The following is a 15,619-nucleotide window of genomic DNA, read 5'->3' on the forward strand; positions in this document are numbered from 1 at the left end:
CGCGCTGAGAGGCAAGCGGCGTGTCGGCCGGGCAGGACCGTACCGGAGCGAAAGGGTGTCTCCCCGGACAACACCACCAGGGAGAGCGAACGATGCCCGAAGTCACCACCCCGTACGCGACCGGCACCCCCTGCTGGGTCGATCTGATGGCGCAGGACCAGCAGGCCGCGCTGGACTTCTACCGGGACCTGTTGGGCTGGCAGGGCACGCCGGGGCCGGCCGAGTTCGGCGGGTACGCGGTGTGCGAGCTGCGCGACAGGCCGGTGGCCGGGATCGGCCCTTCGATGGCGCCCGAGGGCATGCCGGAGCCGCCCACCGTCTGGACCAGCTACCTCGCCACCACGGACGCGGTGGCCACCCAGGACCAGATCGTCGCCGCGGGCGGCACGCTGCTCGCGCCCGCGATGGACGTCGGCAGCCTCGGCCGGATGCTGATCGCCGCCGACCCGCAGGGCGCGGTGTTCGGGGTGTGGCAGCCCGGCGACTTCTTCGGCGCGGGCGTGGTCAACGAGCCCGGCGCGCTCACCTGGAACGAGCTGCACACCAGCGACATCGAGGCCGCCACCGCCTTCTACGGCGAGGCGTTCGGCATCGAGATCATGCCGATGGAGGGCCACGACTCCTACTGGGTGCTGCGCGTGGGCGACCGTACGGTCGGCGGCGCCACCCTCCTCGCCAACGACCCGCCCGGCGCCCCGGCCAACTGGCTGACGTACTTCGCGGTGGACGACGTCGACTCCACGGTGGACGCCCTGGTCCGCGGCGGCGGCAACGTCCTGGCCCCGCCCTTCGACATGGCGGCGGGCCGCATGGCCGTGGTCACCGACCCGCAGGGCGCGCCGTTCGCGATGATCAGGTCGGCCGGTTCCTGAGCCGGTGCTCCGGGGCCCGGTGCCGTGTCGCATGATGACCGGCATGAACACGGAAACCTGCGATCCGGCCGAGTCGGCCGCCCTCCGCGAGATCTTCGCGTCGCGTCCCGTGGCGGTGCCGCCGGCCGGGTGGGCGGCGGTGCGGGCCTTCGAGGCGCGGCACGGCATCGTGCTCCCGGAGCCGTACCGCACGTTCGTGGCGGAGATATGCGACGGGCTGCGCGCGGGGCCGCCGTATTACGGTCTGCTGCCCCTCGCGCAGACGCCCTCCGACTGGAGTCCGCACCACGCCGGGCGCCTGCTCGCCGAGCCCTTCCCGCTCACGGAGGCGTGGCTGTGGGAGGAGGAAGAGGAGGCAGGGCCGACGCAGGAGCTTCACGTCTGGATGATCGACGAGAACGGGGCGATACCGTTCGGCAGCTCCCTGATGCCGGGCACGCCCGGATTCACCGGGTGGGCGAGCCACTGGGCGGAGGGCCGCTCCTGGTTCGGGGACGCCTAGGCGGACGATCGGGCGCGTCGGGAACAGGCGGCGCGGTCGGCGCGGTTGTGGCGACCGGGGTCGTGCCGCGACCTCCTACCCAGACGTGTCCCGCAGGAGGACCTCCATGACTGACCGGCCGTTGACGCTGATGGCAGTGCACGCCCACCCCGACGACGAGGCGACCGGGACCGGGGGCGTCCTCGCGCGGTATGCGGCGGAAGGCATCCGTACGGTGCTGGTGACCTGTACCGACGGCGGCTGCGGTGACGGGCCGGGAGGTGTGAAGCCGGGCGAGCCGGGACACGACCCGGCCGCGGTCGCGCGGATGCGCCGTCAGGAGCTGGAGGCGAGCTGCGAGGTCCTGAAGATCAGTGACCTGGAGATGCTGGACTACGCCGACTCCGGGATGACGGGGTGGGCGAGCAACGACGCCCCCGACTCCTTCTGGCAGACCCCGGTGGAGGAGGGCGCGGCCCGCCTCGCGGAGCTGATGCGGCACTACCGCCCCGATGTGGTCGTCACCTATGACGAGAACGGTTTCTATGGCCACCCCGACCACATTCAGGCCCACCGCATCACGATGGCCGCGCTGGAGCTGACCGACCTGACCCCCAAGGTCTACTGGACCACGGCCCCCCGCTCGCAGATGGCCCGCTTCGGCGAGGTCATGCGCGAGTTCGGCGGCGACATGCCGGAACCCGACCCCGCCGAGGCCGCCGCCCTCGCCGAGATCGGCCTCCCCGACGACGAGATCACCACCTGGGTCGACACCACCCCCTACAGCGACCAGAAGTACGACGCCCTCGCCGCCCACGCCAGCCAGGGCGAGAACATCTTCTTCCTCCGCATGGGCAAGGACCGCTTCGCCGAACTGATGGGCACGGAAACCTTCCTCCGCGTCCACGACACCACGAACACCCCGACCCCGGAGACCGACTTGTTCGCCGGCCTGCGCTGACCCTCTCAGCCGGCCGGTCCGGCTCGGCGCAAATCGCGGAACACTTCCGGGGTCGTCCAACCCCGGAGTGCGGCCCGGATCGTCGAGCCGAACGCGGCCTCCGCCATGGCCGTGTCCAGGGAGCCGGACAGTTCCAGGGTCACCAGGCCGTGCAGGGTGGCCCACACGGACAACGCGATCGCGGTGGCGTCACCGGTGAGGACGGATGCCGTCAGGGCGCGGTCGATCGCGGCCAGCAGCGGACCGACGGGGTCGGCCGCGCCCACCTCCCCCGACGGGTCGAAGGACTGCACACCGCCGAACAGCACCGCGTACAGGTGGCTGTGGCCGCGCCCCCAACGGCGGTAGGCGACGGCGAGCGCGTAGAGGTCGGCGAGCGGGTCCTCGGAGTCCGGCACCGCCGACAGTTCCGCGTACAGGCCGGAGACGGCTCTGTCGCGCACCGCGCCGATCAGGCCGTCCTTGCCGCCGAACAAGGAGTACACCGCTGTCGTCGATGCCTCGGCGGCGGCCGCCACGGCGCGGACCGTCACCGACTCCCGCGGCCCGGTGGCCAGCATCTCGGTCGCACACGCCACGAGCCGCTCTTTGACGGCCTGGTCGTTCGTTCTCGGCCTACCCACGCCGGGCAGCCTACGATAACGTCGTTTTGAAACAGCGTTCTGAAACTGTCGGGGGTCCGCCATGCCTGCATTCGCCGTGCGTCTCGTCCGCTTACTGCCGGCCTTGGCCGCCGTCGTCGCCCTGGTCGTCGTCTTCCTCGGACTGATCGTCCTCACGGACGGGACGGGTTCGGGGTTCCCCGCGTGGGCGACGACCCTCGGAATCGGGGTGGCGCTCGCCATCCGGCGCGGACGGCACCGCACTTGGCCGCGCCGGCTCGTACCGTTCCTGCCGGTGATCGTCGCGGCGGCGCTGACGGCCACGGTCTGCGTCCCGACCGTGCCGACGGCCCGGCGTCATCCGTCGGCGCTGCCGTACGTGACCACGCAGCACTGGCGGCTGGCCACGGGCAGCCGGGTCGCGGTCTACCACTACCCGCCCGCGAAGTCCGGGCCCCGGCGTCCCGTCCCGTTCGTGTATCTCAACGGGGGTCCGGTGCGCGGGATTTCAGAACTCGACCACCGGTTCCTGCGCCTCCTGGCAGGCCGTGGCTACGACGTCTACGCCTACGAACAGGCCGGTGGCGGACGGAGCGACCTGCTGCCCATGAGCCAGTACTCGATCTCCAGGTCGGTCCGCGACCTCGGCGCCTTCGTCGACCGCCTGGGCGAGGGCAAGGTCGACATCCTCGGGTTCTCCTCGGGAGCCACCGTGCTCACCCGAGCCCTGGCCGAGCCGAGCGTCGCCGCCCGCCTGCACCGGGCGGTCATCGCCGAGCCCGGCCCCATGGACGGCCCGACCACGCGCCTCGCCGGGCACAGGGGGCGGGCATCCGCACGCGGTCTCGCACCCGCCACGACCGGCCCGCGTTCCACGCGACTTCCCCGGTACGCCGTGGCGTTCGGCCTCATGCGCCTCGGACTCCTCACCCCCGGCACCGGGCTGATCGGACAGGCGGAAGGCGACAACGCGTTCACGGCGGCGGACCTCGGCAGCGACACCGCGTCCGCCTACTGCGCCCGCGACGCGTACCGCATCCCCGCCGAGGACACCCGGCAGAACTTCTCCTTCAGTCCGGCCGCCAGCCTCCGCGTCCAGCAGACGGTGAAGGACTCACCCTCCCTCGCCTCCCGGCTCAGGCGTTCCCGCACCCCCGCGATGCTGATGATCGCCGAGTGCTCCTCCCAGGTGCGCCAGTGGGAGACCGCCGTCCTGGCCAACGACCCCGCCGTCCAGCGCACGCAGTACATGCCCCGCGTCGGACACCACATGTGGAACGGCCTCGACGACAACAACGACCGGGCCGCCGCCGTCATCACCGCGTTCCTCGATAACGCCCCGGCTCCCCTCCCGAACCACCCGACCCGCGAGGAGATCCCCGCCTTCCTGCACGACCGCGCCTAGCGGCGTCCGCGTCACGCCTCGCGTGAGGCCAGTTCGATCACGGTGATGTCCGAGGGGGCCCCTACGCGCGTGGGTGGGCCCCAGGCGCCGGCTCCTCGGCTTACGTAGAGCTGGGTGTCGCCGTAGCGGTCGAGGCCGGCGACCGTGGGGTTGGCGGCCTGGGCGATGAGGTTGCCGGGCCAGAGCTGGCCGCCGTGGGTGTGGCCGGAGAGCTGGAGGTCCACGGAGTGGTGGACGGCCTCGTGGATCTGGACCGGCTGGTGGGCCATGAGGACGCAGGTGCGGGTGGGGTCGCGGTCGGCCAGGGCCTTGGCGAAGTCCGGGCCGTGGCCCTCCCTCTCGCCCTGGAGGTCGTTCACGCCCGCCAGGTCGAAGTACGGGAGTTCCGTGCGGGCGTTCTCCAGAGGGCGCATGCCCAGGGTGCGGACCTCGTCCAGCCATTGGGCGGCGCCGGAGAAGTACTCGTGGTTGCCGGTGACGAAGTAGGTGCCCAGGCGGGACTCCAGCCCCGCCAAGGGTGCCGCCGCCGGGCCCAGGTTCTTCACGCTGCCGTCCACCAGGTCACCCACCACCGCGATCAGGTCCGGCTGGGTCGAGTTGATCGTGTCGACCACCGTCTGGGCGAAGTTCCGGCCCAGGACCGGGCCCAGGTGGATGTCGCTGACCACCGCGATCCGGAAGCCGTGCGCCGAGCGCGGGAGCTTGGCCAGGGGGACCGTCAGCCGCTTCACGCGCGGGCCGCGCAGCACCCCGTACGTGCCCCAGCCGGTCGTGCCCAGCGCCACCGCGGCCGCCGTACCCCCGGCTACGCGGGAGACGAAGACGCGGCGGGAGAGGGCGGAGGCGGCCAGGGCGGAAGCCTGCGAGTCCTCGGCGGAGGGTGTGCCGTCAGCTTCTGCGGACGGTTCTGCCGAGGCCGAGGCCGAGGCCGAGGCCGGGGACGCGGACGTCTCGTCAGCCACCCCAGCCCGCTCCGCCGACGGCACCGGCACCCCGCCCAGCCCCGCCGGCACCGCCTTCCGTGTCGCCCGCCGCGCCCGCCGGCCCGCCCACACCCGCACCGGCTCGGTGGCGACCGTCGCCAGCAGCAGGTAGAGCGCGAGGGCCATCCAGAGGAACCCCGGCCAGGCCAGGGCGCGTTGGAGCCAGAAGGGCGCGCCGGAGCGTTCCGCGACCAGGGCGGCGATCATCAGCACCGGGGCCGCGACGAAGAGCACCGTGCCCGCACGGCGGGCGGCCCCGCGCGGGCGGGTGGTGTCGCGGATCAGGCGGGACCAGACGTACCAGTGCAGGCCCGCCACGAGGGCCAGTACGGCCAGGGCGACGAGCGCGAAGACGATGACCACCCGGCGTGTCCCCTATGACGTCCGACGCAGTGCGCGCAGTCCGCGCAACCCGATGACCCCGACGACCGTCCCCAGTACGAAGGACACGACCGCCAGCGTCAGGTGCACCCAGAAGTAGGCCGTGGGATGCCCGTCGTCGAAGGCGAGACCGCTGCCGTCCGCAATCAAATTTTTGACGAAAGTGACCCAGATGACCCAGCTCCACACCCCGAAGGCGAGCAGGAACCAGGAGACCGGGCGGCTGAGCTTCATGAGTCCAGTATCGCCGCCCGCGATCCGGCTCCATGGCCGGGGTGGAGCGGGAGGCGGGACTTCACAGCCCGTGGCAGGTACGTTCTCGATCGTGTCCGCACCGAAGAAGATCGCCCAGCGATCCCTGTTGATCACATCCGCCGCATTGCTGACCGTCTCCGGCCTCGCCCCGTCAGCCTTCGCCGCACCCAAGCCGTCGGGAAGCCCCACCGCCGCACCCCCCGCCCGCATGTCGCAGGTCGGCGGCGCCCGCCTCGGCGTGCCCGGCACCCAGGTGAACCTCGCCGCAGGCGTTCCCGTGCTGCCGGGGGGCCTCACCGCCCGCTCCTGGATCGTCACCGACGCCGAGAGCGGCGACGTGCTCGCCTCGCACAACGCGCACTGGCGGCTCCCCCCGGCGAGCACCCTGAAGATGCTCTTCGCGGACACCGTGCTGCCCCGCTTCCCGAGGGACCAGCGCCACCAGGTGGTGCCCGCCGACCTCGCCGGGATCGGCGCCGGTTCCAGCATGGTCGGGATAAAGGAGAACGAGACCTACACCGTCCACGACCTGTGGCTCGGTGTCTTCCTGCGCTCCGGCAACGACGCCGTCCACGTGCTCTCCGCGATGAACGGCGGCGTCGCGCAGACCGTCAAGGACATGCAGGCCCACGCCGACGCCCTCCAGGCCGGCGACACCCACGTCGTCAGCCCCGACGGCTACGACGCCCCGCGGCAGTACTCCTCGGCGTACGACCTCACCCTGTTCGCCCGCTCCGGACTCCAGAAGAAGGACTTCCGGGAGTACTGCTCCACCGTGCGCGCCAAGTTCCCCGGCGCGACCACGCGGAAGGGCAAGAGCAAGCCCACCCGCGAGACCTTCGAGATCCAGAACACCAACCGGCTGCTGAGCGGCGACGCGGACACCGCCGTCTATCCCGGCATCGCCGGGGTCAAGAACGGCAACACCACCAACGCGGGCGCCACCTTCACCGGGGTCGCCGAGCGCGGCGGCAAGGTGCTGCTGGTCACCGTGATGAACCCGGAGAAGCACGAGCACGACGAGGTCTACAAGGAGACCGCCAAGCTCTTCGACTGGGGCTTCAAGGCGGCCGGCAAGGTCCAGCCGGTCGGTGTGCTCGTCCCGCCGCTGAACGCCACCCCGAGCACCCGGCCGAGCGGGGCGCCCAGCGCGAACGTCACCGGCGCCCCGCAGGGCACCGCGGGCGCCGGGTCCGAGCCGGTGAAGGGCGCCGCCGCGCAGAGCGGCGGCTCACGCGGCGCCGGTACCGCGCTGGCCGTCGCCGCCGGGCTGCTGGTGCTGCTCGGCGGCGGGGCCTTCCTGGTCAACCGCCGCTGGCCGCTGCCTGATCTGATGCGTCGACGGCAGCGTCCGTGACCTTCCCCTCGTCGCTGCGGGTCGCCGTCCAGGCGGCGCAGTAAAGGATCAGCTTCGAGGTGAAGTTGATCCACAGCAGCAGGGCGACGGGGACGCCGAAGGCGCCGTACACGCTCTTCGCGGCGACCCCCTGGATGTAGCCGCTCAGGAGCAGTTTGAGGAGTTCGAAGCCGACCGCGCCGAGCAGGGCCGCCATCACCAGGCGGCGGCGCGGCGGTTCGACACCCGGCAGCAGGCTCAGCACGTACAGCAGGACCAGGAAGTCGGCGAGCACGGCGACGGCGAACGCGGCGATCCGCAGCAGGACGATGCCCCAACTGTGCTCGTCCAGACCGATCGACGACGCCAGCCGGCCGATCGCGGCCGAGGCGAGGGTGGAGGCGGCCAGGGTCACCAGCAGGGCGCCGCCGAGCCCGATCAGCACCCCGGCGTCCTTCAGCTTCAGCACGATCGGGTTGCCGTCCCGCTCGGGCAGCTCCCACACCGCGCGCAGGCAGTCCCGGATCTGGCCGACCCAGCCGATACCGGTGAACAGCAGGGCAGCGCCGGCGATCAGCCCGACCGTGCCCGCGTTCTGCACCAGCCCGTTCAGGTCGAGCTGGTCGGCGAGGCCGGGGAACTGGGCGGCGATGTTCTTCTCGACCGTCTTCTGCCGGGCCGGGTCGAGGGTGGCCGCAGCGACCGCCGCGGCGACGGTCAGCAGCGGGAACAGGGCGATGAAGCTGACGAACGTCATGGCGGCGGCGAGCCACGTCCAGTTCACCCGGTCCAGGCGCGCGTACGAGCGCCAGGCGTGCGTGGTCATCAGCCAGGTCACGATCGGCCCGATGCCGGGCAGCTTCTTCAGCCAGTCCATGATCCGCCTCTGCCCTTTTCGGGCGAACTCCATGTGCCGATACCCCGGATGGCACCAGCCCCCTCGGCCGTCCCCCGGCGCGTCGCACTAATCACCCATTGCGGGGAGCCCGGTGCCGCCGTGCGGCCACCCTGCCATATGCGGACGATACGGTCACCCGCATGTCTGCTGTCTGCGGTCCTCCCCAGTCCCTGCTCGTCCTCGGCGGCACGTCGGAGATCGCGCTGGCCACCGCGCGCCGCCTCATCGCCCGCCGCACCCGCACCGTGTGGCTCGCGGGCCGCCCCGGCCCGGCGCTCGACCGCGCGGCCGGCCGCCTGGCCGCGCTCGGCGCCGACGTCCGTACGGTCGCCTTCGACGCGCTGGACCCGGAGTCCCACGAGACGGTGCTCGGCAAGGTGTTCGCCGAGGGCAGCGTCGACATGGTGCTGCTCGCCTTCGGGGTCCTCGGGGACCAGGCGCGGGACGAGCGGGAGCCGCTGCGCGCGGTCCGGGTCGCCGCCACCAACTACACCGGCGCGGTCTCCGCCGGGCTGGTCGCCGCCCGCGCCCTCCAGGACCAGGGCCACGGCTCGCTGGTGGTCCTCTCCTCGGTGGCCGCCGAACGCGCCCGCCGCTCGGACTTCATCTACGGCTCCAGCAAGGCCGGCCTGGACACCTTCGCTCAGGGGCTCGGCGACGCGCTGTACGGGACGGGCGTGCAGGTGATGGTCGTACGCCCCGGCTTCGTGCGCACCGGCAAGACCGCGCATCTGGCGCCGGGGCCGCTCTCCACCACCCCGGAACAGGTGGCCGCCGCCGTCGAACTCGGCCTGCGCCGGGGCTCGGAGACGGTGTGGGTGCCCGGCGCGCTGCGCCCGGTGATGTCGCTCCTGCGGCACGCGCCGCGCACGCTGTTCCGCAGGCTCCCGGTCTGAGGCAGGGGTGCTCAGCGGCTGGCGATGGGGTCGCGCTCGGCGGGGCCGCCCTGGCTGGGCACGACGTTGGCGCCGAAGGGGTAGTCGCGCAGCTTGCGCCACACCCCGTCCCCGCCCTGCTCGTACAGCGCGAACCCGGAGCACGGCCAGGCCGCCTCGAACCCGGCCAGCTCCTCGAAGGCGCGGTCCATCGCCGCCTCCTCGATGCCGTGCGCCACGGTGACGTGCGGGTGGTACGGGAACTGCAGCTCGCGCGGCACCGGCCCGGAGGCGTCCCGCACCTGCTGCTGGAGTTCCGTGCACTCCTCGGCGCCCTGCTCGACCCGGACGTAGACCACGGGCGAAAGGGGGCGGAAGGTGCCGGTGCCGGAAAGACGCATCGGGAACGGACGGCCGGCCGCCGCGACCTGCGCGAGGTGCGCGTCGATGGCGGCGAGGTCCGCCTCCTCGACCTCGGTCGGCGGCAGCAGGGTGATGTGCGTGGGGATGCTGAGCGCGGCGGGGTCACCGAAGCCCGCGCGCCGCTCCTGGAGCTGGCTGCCGTGAGGCTCCGGGACCGCGATCGACACGCCGATCGTTACGATCCCCACGTCGTCTCCTGTCGTCGCGTTTCTGTTCTGTGGGCCGTCCTCGCGTACGGCCTTCGGCTATCGACTGTACGGCCACGGGTGTCCCCAGGGCAGGCGCAACGGAAGTGATGTACGGCGCTCTGCCCCACCGGACACGCGTGCGGGTCGCACGTCCGGGGGCCGCTGTGCGCCCCCGGACGCCCGGTCAGTGCTTCGCCGGCAGGAACCCGACCCGGTCGTACGCCAGTGCCAGGGTCTCGGCGGCCACCGCGCGGGCCTTCTCGGCGCCCTTGGCGAGGATCGAGTCCAGCGTCTCGGTGTCCTCCAGGTACTGCTGGGTGCGCTCCCGGAAGGGGGTGACGAAGGCGACCATGATCTCGGCGAGGTCGGTCTTGAGCGCGCCGTACATCTTGCCCTCGTACTCCCGCTCCAGGTCCGCGACCGGCGTGCCGGTGAGGGTGGAGTGGATGGTGAGGAGGTTGCTCACGCCGGGCTTGTTCTCCCGGTCGAAGCGGATCACCGTGTCGGTGTCGGTGACCGCGCTCTTCACCTTCTTCGCCGTGGTCTTCGGGTCGTCCAGCAGGTTGATGAGGCCCTTCGGCGTGGACGCCGACTTGCTCATCTTGACCGCCGGGTCCTGGAGGTCGTAGATCTTCGCCGTCTCCTTGAGGATGTACGGCTTCGGGCTCACGAAGGTCTCGCCGAAGCGGCCGTTGAAGCGGTCCGCGAGGTCGCGGGTCAGCTCGACGTGCTGGCGCTGGTCCTCTCCGACCGGCACCTCGTCGGCGTGGTACAGCAGGATGTCCGCGACCTGGAGGATCGGGTACGTGAAGAGGCCGACGCTGGCCCGGTCGGCGCCCTGCTTGGCGGCCTTGTCCTTGAACTGGGTCATGCGGGACGCCTCGCCGAAGCCGGTGAGGCAGTTCATGACCCAGGCGAGCTGGGCGTGCTCGGGGACGTGGCTCTGCACGAAGAGGGTGCAGCGCTCGGGGTCCAGCCCGGCCGCGAGGAGCTGGGCCGCGGCCAGGCGGGTGTTGGCGCGGAGGTCCTTCGGGTCCTGCGGGAGCGTGATCGCGTGCAGGTCGACGACCATGTAGAACGCGTCGTGCGTCTCCTGGAGGGCCACCCACTGGCGGACGGCACCGAGGTAGTTGCCGAGGTGGAACGAGCCCGCGGTGGGCTGGATTCCGGAGAGGACGCGGGGCTTCTTTTCAGCGGTGGGCTTTTCAGCGGGGGCCATGGTGCCCATTCTTCCAGAGGTGGAAGTGGGTCCAGTGCCTGGTGCCGCGTCCGCAGGAGAAGGACAGCGGCGGAAGGACGGCTCAGGAGGCGGCAGGCTCGGTCTCCCCCGCGAAGACGATGACCTGGTCGATGAGGCTCCGCCGCAGATGGACGACGTCCGTTCCGGCCAGGCGGGGGCCTCCGTCGGGCGTGGTGAAGACCCATTGGTACCGGGCCCACTCGTCAGGCATGTCCACCGCCGAGCAGCGCACCATCGTGCCGGTCCCCGCCGGGTGGCGCCGGATGTCCAGCACGAACTGCTCGACCGCCGCGATTCCCTCGCTGCGGCCCAGCGGTCCCCAGAAGACCACGTCCGAGGTCAGGGCCTGGGAGAGCAGGGCCGTCACAGAGGTGTCGTCCGAGGCGTTGAACGCGGAGATGAACGTGTCGATCGCGGAGCGTGCGTCTCTTCCTGCATGCCCCAGTAATACCAGCCGTTTCGCCCTGGGTGGGCGGGTTGTTCGGGGCGCGGGTGACCGCGGCGACGTCGTGGCCTGTCGCGCGGTTCCCCGCGCCCCTCAAGCGCTCAGCCGAGGTCGATCTCCGGGTAGAGGGGGAAGCCTGCCACCAGGTCCGTTGCTCGCTTCGCGATCTCGTCCGCTGTCTTCTGGTCCAGGATGTGCTGGGCCTTCGAGGGGGCGCCGGACTTTGTGGTGCCCGGTTCCGTGGTGGTGAGGACTCGGTCGATCAGGGACGCCACCTCGTCCATCTCGGCCGTGCCCAGGCCGCGGGTGGTCAGGGCGGGGGTGCCGATGCGGATGCCGGAGGTGTACCAGGCGCCGTTGGGGTCGGCGGGGATGGCGTTGCGGTTGGTGACGATGCCGGAGTCGAGGAGGGCGGCCTCGGCCTGGCGGCCGGTGAGGCCGTAGGAGGCGGCGACGTCGATCAGGTTGAGGTGGTTGTCGGTACCGCCGGTGACCAGGGTGGCGCCGCGCTTCATCAGGCCCTCGGCGAGCGCGCGGGAGTTGTCGACGACACGCTGGGCGTAGTCCTGGAAGGACGGCTGCCGTGCCTCGGCCAGAGCGACCGCCTTGGCGGCCATGACGTGCGGGAGCGGACCGCCCAGCACCATCGGGCAGCCCCGGTCGACCTGGTCCTTGAGGGAGTCGTCGCACAGGACCATGCCGCCGCGCGGGCCGCGCAGCGACTTGTGCGTGGTGGTGGTGACGATCTGAGCGTGCGGGACGGGGTCGAAGTCGCCGGTGAGCACCTTGCCCGCGACCAGACCGGCGAAGTGCGCCATGTCGACCATGAGGGTCGCGCCGACCTCGTCCGCGATCTCCCGCATGATCCGGAAGTTCACCAGGCGCGGGTAGGCGGAGTACCCGGCGACCAGGATCAGCGGGCGGAACTCGCGGGCCTGGGCGCGCAGCGCCTCGTAGTCGATCAGGCCGGTGGCCGGGTCGGTGCCGTAGGAGCGCTGGTCGAACATCTTGCCGCTGATGTTGGGGCGGAAGCCGTGGGTGAGGTGGCCGCCCGCGTCCAGGGACATGCCGAGCATGCGCTGGTTGCCGAACGCCTGGCGCAGCTCGGCCCAGTCGGCCTCGGACAGCTCGTTGATCTGGCGGGCGCCGGTCTTCTCCAGGAACGGCACCTCGACGCGGTCGGCGAGGACGGCCCAGAAGGCGACCAGGTTGGCGTCGATGCCGGAGTGCGGCTGGACGTAGGCGTGCCGGGCGCCGAAGAGTTCGCGGGCGTGCTCGGCGGCGAGGGACTCGACGGTGTCGACGTTGCGGCAGCCGGCGTAGAAGCGGCGGCCTACGGTGCCCTCGGCGTACTTGTCGCTGAACCAGTTGCCCATCGCCAGCAGGGTGGCCGGGGAGGCGTAGTTCTCGGAGGCGATCAGCTTGAGCATGTCGCGCTGGTCGTGGACCTCCTGGCCGATCGCGTCGGCGACGCGGGGCTCGACCGCGCGGATGACGTCGAGCGCGGCGCGGTAGGCGGTGGTCTCGGCGGAGCCGGACGGGGTGGGGTTCTCGGGCATGCGGGCCTCCGGACAGGGCGTCGGTGTGTCGTCGCGTTCGGTTCGGCCCAGGCGCACGGCACTGACTCCCGGGCCGCTCCCCGATGGTCCATCCCATCCCAGCGCGCCAGTCACGGCCCACGACCAGGGTACCGGCCATGCCGGAGGGAGTGCGCGGCGTCCTGAAGGATCACGTTGCGCGGTGTCTTAAAGGATCACGTGCGGCAGGAAGCGGGCGTAGGAGTCGGTGACCGGCCCGGACGACTCGCGGATGCCGAGGCCGGCCGCCTCGTCGCCGACGACCCAGGCGCCCAGGACGACGTGGTTGCCGTCGAAGACGGGGAGCGGGGCGAGGGCCTGGTAGCAGCAGGTCTCCTCGGGGGTGGCGGGGGGCGGGCTGCCGGGCGGGTGCAGGGTGACGCCGTCGCCCTCGCGGCCGAGCAGCGGCTTGGCGGCGTAGCCGGTGGTGGCGGCCAGCTCGCGGGGGCCGTCCAGGTGGGCCGGGAGCAGGTTGGGGTGGCCGGGGTACAGCTCCCAGAGGACGGCCAGCAGGGCCTTGTTGCTGAGCAGCATCTTCCAGGCGGGCTCGATCCACAGGGTGCTGCCGGTGCCGCCGCCGTTGTCCAGGGTGTCCAGGACGTGCCCGGCGAACTCGTCGGTGGTGAGCCATTCCCACGGGTACAGCTTGAAGATCGCGCGGATGAACTTCAGCCGGTTGTCCACGAAGCGGCCGGAGAGCGTGTCCCAGCCGATCTCCTCCATGGAGAGCCAGTCGGTGTCGAGTCCGGCCTGCTCGGCGGTCTCCTTGAGGTAGGCGACCGTCATCAGGTCCTCGCCGAGTTCGTCCGCCGAGGAGTGCGCGAAGTGCAGCGGGCCGGGCGGGAGGAGCTTCGCCTGCCTGCGCCAGGTGTCGACCAGCCGCTCGTGCAGCGAGTTCCACTGGTCGGCGCCGGGGAAGCGCTCCTCCATCCAGAACCACTGCGCGGACGCGGCCTCGACCAGCGAGGTAGGGGTGTCCGCGTTGTACTCCAGCATCTTCGCCGGGCCGGTGCCGTCGTAGTGCAGGTCGAACCTGCCGTAGACGGACGGCAGTTCGGCACGCCGGTGCCAGGACTCGGTGACGGCGGCGGCCACGCGCGGGTCGGTGATGCCGAGGTCGGCGAGCCGGCCGTGCTCCACCAGGTGCCCGGCGGCGGCCAGGCACATGGTGTGCAGTTCCCCGACGGTCTCCTCCAGCGCCTCCACCTCGGGCAGCGAGAAGACGTAGTACGCGCTCTCGTCCCAGTAGGGGCGCAGGGAGCCGTCGGGGTGGCGGGTGAGCGGGTAGACGATCCCCTGTTCCTCGACGGTGCGCTGCCAGTCGGGGCGGGGCGTGATCGTACGGCGTTCCATGGGTGCGGCCCGGCCCGGTCAGCCGCCGGAGCTGCCGTGGCCGCTGCCGAAGCCGCCCCGGTGCACGCTGTGACCGTCGTCGTCGCCGGACCGGCCCGAGCCGCTGCCGGACTTGCGGGGCGGGGTGAAGGAGCCGCCGCGGACCCAGGAGCCCTTCTTCTTGCCGCCGTAGTAGTAGGCGCCGCCACTGGAGCCCGGCTTGCAGTTCTTGTCGGAGACGACGTGGTAGCCCTTGGCCGCGTTGTAGCTGTCGCGGTCCACACAGCGCTTGTCCGGGTGGGACGAGGAACACGCGGTGAGGGCGGCGGCGAGCAGTCCCATACCGCCCAGGACGACTGTGGTGGAGCGCAGTTGTGCGCGGGTGTCGGCCATGTTCTCTTCTCCCCCGTCGGTGATGCGTTCGGCAGTCAGCTTAGAGATCGGTGTGAGTTTCCGGCAGGGCGGCCCCGCGCACTCCTGTTCCCCTACAGTCGCTTTGTGCTTTTTGGAATGATGTGCGCGCTCGGCGCGGCGGTCTGCTTCGGTACGGCCACGGTCCTTCAGGCGGTGGCCGCGCGGGCGGCCGGAGAACAGGGCGGCGGGGAGGCGGCGTTGCTGCTGCGGGCGGTGCGGCAGTGGCGGTACGCGGCGGGGCTCGCGCTGGACGGGCTCGGCTTCGTGTTCCAGATCCTCGCGCTGCGCTCGGTGCCGATCTACGCGGTGGGCGCCGCGCTGGCCGCGAGCCTGGCGGTGACGGCGGTGGTCGCGGCGCGGCTGCTGCGGGTGCGGCTGAGCGGGGCGGAGTGGGCGGCGGTCGGCGTGGTGTGCGCGGGGCTCGCGCTGCTCGGGCTGGCCTCGGGCGCGGAGGGCGACCGCGGCGGCCCGGCCTGGCTGCCGTACGCGCTGCTCGCGACGGCGGCGGGCGTGCTGCTGCTCGGCGCGGTCGGCGGCCGGCTCTCGGGGCGGCCGCGCGCGCTGCTCCTCGGCCTCGGCGCGGGGTTCGGCTTCGGGGTGGTGGAGGTCGCGGTACGCCTGGTGAACTCCCTTCACCCGTACGCCCTGTTGACCGACCCGGCCCTCTACGCCCTCCTCCTCGGCGGCGGCGCCGCCTTCCTGCTGCTGACCTCGGCGCTGCAACGCGGCTCGGTCACCACGGCGACGGCCGGAATGGTGCTCGGCGAGACCCTGGGCCCGGCGGCGGTGGGCGTGCTCTGGCTGGGCGACCGCACGAGGGCGGGGCTCGGTCCGCTCGCGGTGCTGGGGTTCGTCGTGGCGGTGGCGGGAGCGCTGGCGCTGGCGCGGTTCGGGGAGGCACCGGGGTCGGAGGCGGAAGCGAGGCCGGAGGCGGTGGCTGCGCGCTGACGC

16 protein-coding genes, 1 pseudogene and 1 riboswitch are annotated in these 15,619 nt (G+C 72.1%); of the genes and pseudogenes, 7 read left to right on the plus strand and 10 right to left on the minus strand.

The features are described from left to right. Positions 1-92 precede the first annotated feature (92 nt). From ACZ3HQ_RS03575 to ACZ3HQ_RS03585, 3 genes are all read left to right on the plus strand, one after another. Positions 93-872, plus strand: coding sequence for a VOC family protein (locus tag ACZ3HQ_RS03575; RefSeq protein ID WP_467507632.1), 780 nt, complete (start codon positions 93-95; stop codon positions 870-872). Positions 873-903: 31 nt separating this feature from the next. Continuing rightward, entirely contained in the window at positions 904-1,374 is a 471-nt protein-coding gene (locus ACZ3HQ_RS03580; protein WP_467507635.1) for an SMI1/KNR4 family protein, read from the plus strand. A gap of 106 nt (positions 1,375-1,480) precedes the next feature. Further along, positions 1,481-2,314 (plus strand): PIG-L family deacetylase, encoded by an 834-nt coding sequence (locus ACZ3HQ_RS03585; protein ID WP_467507637.1) that lies wholly within the window; start codon positions 1,481-1,483, stop codon positions 2,312-2,314. A 5-nt stretch (positions 2,315-2,319) separates the two neighbouring features. Here ACZ3HQ_RS03585 and ACZ3HQ_RS03590 read toward each other — a convergent pair whose 3' ends face one another. After that, a complete protein-coding gene (locus tag ACZ3HQ_RS03590; RefSeq protein WP_467507638.1) occupies positions 2,320-2,937 on the minus strand; it encodes a TetR/AcrR family transcriptional regulator in 618 nt (205 codons plus the stop codon). A 61-nt stretch (positions 2,938-2,998) separates the two neighbouring features. Between ACZ3HQ_RS03590 and ACZ3HQ_RS03595 the strand changes: the two genes are divergently transcribed. Beyond that, entirely contained in the window at positions 2,999-4,321 is a 1,323-nt protein-coding gene (locus ACZ3HQ_RS03595; RefSeq protein WP_467507640.1) for an alpha/beta fold hydrolase, read from the plus strand. Positions 4,322-4,332: 11 nt separating this feature from the next. Here ACZ3HQ_RS03595 and ACZ3HQ_RS03600 read toward each other — a convergent pair whose 3' ends face one another. Beyond that, entirely contained in the window at positions 4,333-5,667 is a 1,335-nt protein-coding gene (locus tag ACZ3HQ_RS03600; RefSeq protein ID WP_467507643.1) for a metallophosphoesterase, read from the minus strand. Positions 5,668-5,679: 12 nt separating this feature from the next. Then, on the minus strand, positions 5,680-5,919 hold the full coding sequence (locus tag ACZ3HQ_RS03605; protein ID WP_130331623.1) for an SCO4848 family membrane protein: 240 nt from the start codon (positions 5,917-5,919) through the stop codon (positions 5,680-5,682). 91 nt (positions 5,920-6,010) lie between these two features. On the opposite strand from ACZ3HQ_RS03605, the gene ACZ3HQ_RS03610 reads away from it, so the two are divergent. Next, positions 6,011-7,297 carry a D-alanyl-D-alanine carboxypeptidase family protein gene (locus tag ACZ3HQ_RS03610; RefSeq protein ID WP_467507645.1) on the plus strand — a complete coding sequence of 429 codons (1,287 nt, stop codon included), beginning with the start codon at positions 6,011-6,013 and terminating at the stop codon, positions 7,295-7,297. On the opposite strand, the gene ACZ3HQ_RS03615 is transcribed toward ACZ3HQ_RS03610, so the two are convergent. Continuing rightward, entirely contained in the window at positions 7,245-8,153 is a 909-nt protein-coding gene (locus ACZ3HQ_RS03615) for a YihY/virulence factor BrkB family protein (RefSeq protein ID WP_467507647.1), read from the minus strand. The two genes, ACZ3HQ_RS03610 and ACZ3HQ_RS03615, sit on opposite strands and share 53 nt — an antisense overlap. Positions 8,154-8,314: 161 nt before the next feature. Between ACZ3HQ_RS03615 and ACZ3HQ_RS03620 the strand changes: the two genes are divergently transcribed. Then, on the plus strand, positions 8,315-9,070 hold the full coding sequence (locus tag ACZ3HQ_RS03620; RefSeq protein WP_467507649.1) for a decaprenylphospho-beta-D-erythro-pentofuranosid-2-ulose 2-reductase: 756 nt from the start codon (positions 8,315-8,317) through the stop codon (positions 9,068-9,070). Between the two features lie 11 nt (positions 9,071-9,081). On the opposite strand, the gene ACZ3HQ_RS03625 is transcribed toward ACZ3HQ_RS03620, so the two are convergent. The 6 genes and pseudogenes from ACZ3HQ_RS03625 to ACZ3HQ_RS03650 form a co-directional block, all read right to left on the minus strand. Then, the gene (locus tag ACZ3HQ_RS03625) at positions 9,082-9,660 is read right to left on the minus strand and encodes a 2'-5' RNA ligase family protein (protein WP_467507651.1); all 579 of its coding nucleotides are present in this window, start codon (positions 9,658-9,660) and stop codon (positions 9,082-9,084) included. A gap of 184 nt (positions 9,661-9,844) precedes the next feature. After that, positions 9,845-10,879, minus strand: coding sequence for a tryptophan--tRNA ligase (gene trpS / locus ACZ3HQ_RS03630; protein ID WP_467507652.1), 1,035 nt, complete (start codon positions 10,877-10,879; stop codon positions 9,845-9,847). Between the two features lie 82 nt (positions 10,880-10,961). Further along, positions 10,962-11,338 (minus strand): annotated as a pseudogene (locus ACZ3HQ_RS03635) (nuclear transport factor 2 family protein). Between the two features lie 108 nt (positions 11,339-11,446). After that, positions 11,447-12,904 carry a glycine hydroxymethyltransferase gene (locus ACZ3HQ_RS03640; RefSeq protein ID WP_467507655.1) on the minus strand — a complete coding sequence of 486 codons (1,458 nt, stop codon included), beginning with the start codon at positions 12,902-12,904 and terminating at the stop codon, positions 11,447-11,449. 38 nt (positions 12,905-12,942) lie between these two features. Further along, positions 12,943-13,028, minus strand: a riboswitch (ZMP/ZTP riboswitch). A gap of 62 nt (positions 13,029-13,090) precedes the next feature. Continuing rightward, entirely contained in the window at positions 13,091-14,275 is a 1,185-nt protein-coding gene (locus ACZ3HQ_RS03645) for a glutathionylspermidine synthase family protein (protein WP_467507657.1), read from the minus strand. A gap of 18 nt (positions 14,276-14,293) precedes the next feature. Beyond that, positions 14,294-14,647, minus strand: coding sequence for a hypothetical protein (locus ACZ3HQ_RS03650; protein ID WP_467507659.1), 354 nt, complete (start codon positions 14,645-14,647; stop codon positions 14,294-14,296). Positions 14,648-14,764: 117 nt separating this feature from the next. Between ACZ3HQ_RS03650 and ACZ3HQ_RS03655 the strand changes: the two genes are divergently transcribed. Further along, positions 14,765-15,616 (plus strand): DMT family transporter, encoded by an 852-nt coding sequence (locus ACZ3HQ_RS03655; protein WP_467507992.1) that lies wholly within the window; start codon positions 14,765-14,767, stop codon positions 15,614-15,616. Positions 15,617-15,619 lie beyond the last annotated feature (3 nt).

It is taken from the genome of Streptomyces sp. NPDC018263 (assembly GCF_055562575.1).

Coding starts and splice junctions, on each gene's coding strand:
- ACZ3HQ_RS03575 (WP_467507632.1), top strand. CDS start 93: ATGCCCGAAGTCACCACCCCGTACGCGACCGGCACCCCCTGCTGGGTC.
- ACZ3HQ_RS03580 (WP_467507635.1), top strand. CDS start 904: ATGATGACCGGCATGAACACGGAAACCTGCGATCCGGCCGAGTCGGCC.
- ACZ3HQ_RS03585 (WP_467507637.1), top strand. CDS start 1,481: ATGACTGACCGGCCGTTGACGCTGATGGCAGTGCACGCCCACCCCGAC.
- ACZ3HQ_RS03595 (WP_467507640.1), top strand. CDS start 2,999: ATGCCTGCATTCGCCGTGCGTCTCGTCCGCTTACTGCCGGCCTTGGCC.
- ACZ3HQ_RS03605 (WP_130331623.1), bottom strand. CDS start 5,919: ATGAAGCTCAGCCGCCCGGTCTCCTGGTTCCTGCTCGCCTTCGGGGTG.
- ACZ3HQ_RS03615 (WP_467507647.1), bottom strand. CDS start 8,153: ATGGACTGGCTGAAGAAGCTGCCCGGCATCGGGCCGATCGTGACCTGG.
- ACZ3HQ_RS03620 (WP_467507649.1), top strand. CDS start 8,315: ATGTCTGCTGTCTGCGGTCCTCCCCAGTCCCTGCTCGTCCTCGGCGGC.
- trpS (WP_467507652.1), bottom strand. CDS start 10,879: ATGGCCCCCGCTGAAAAGCCCACCGCTGAAAAGAAGCCCCGCGTCCTC.
- ACZ3HQ_RS03640 (WP_467507655.1), bottom strand. CDS start 12,904: ATGCCCGAGAACCCCACCCCGTCCGGCTCCGCCGAGACCACCGCCTAC.
- ACZ3HQ_RS03645 (WP_467507657.1), bottom strand. CDS start 14,275: ATGGAACGCCGTACGATCACGCCCCGCCCCGACTGGCAGCGCACCGTC.
- ACZ3HQ_RS03650 (WP_467507659.1), bottom strand. CDS start 14,647: ATGGCCGACACCCGCGCACAACTGCGCTCCACCACAGTCGTCCTGGGC.
- ACZ3HQ_RS03655 (WP_467507992.1), top strand. CDS start 14,765: ATGATGTGCGCGCTCGGCGCGGCGGTCTGCTTCGGTACGGCCACGGTC.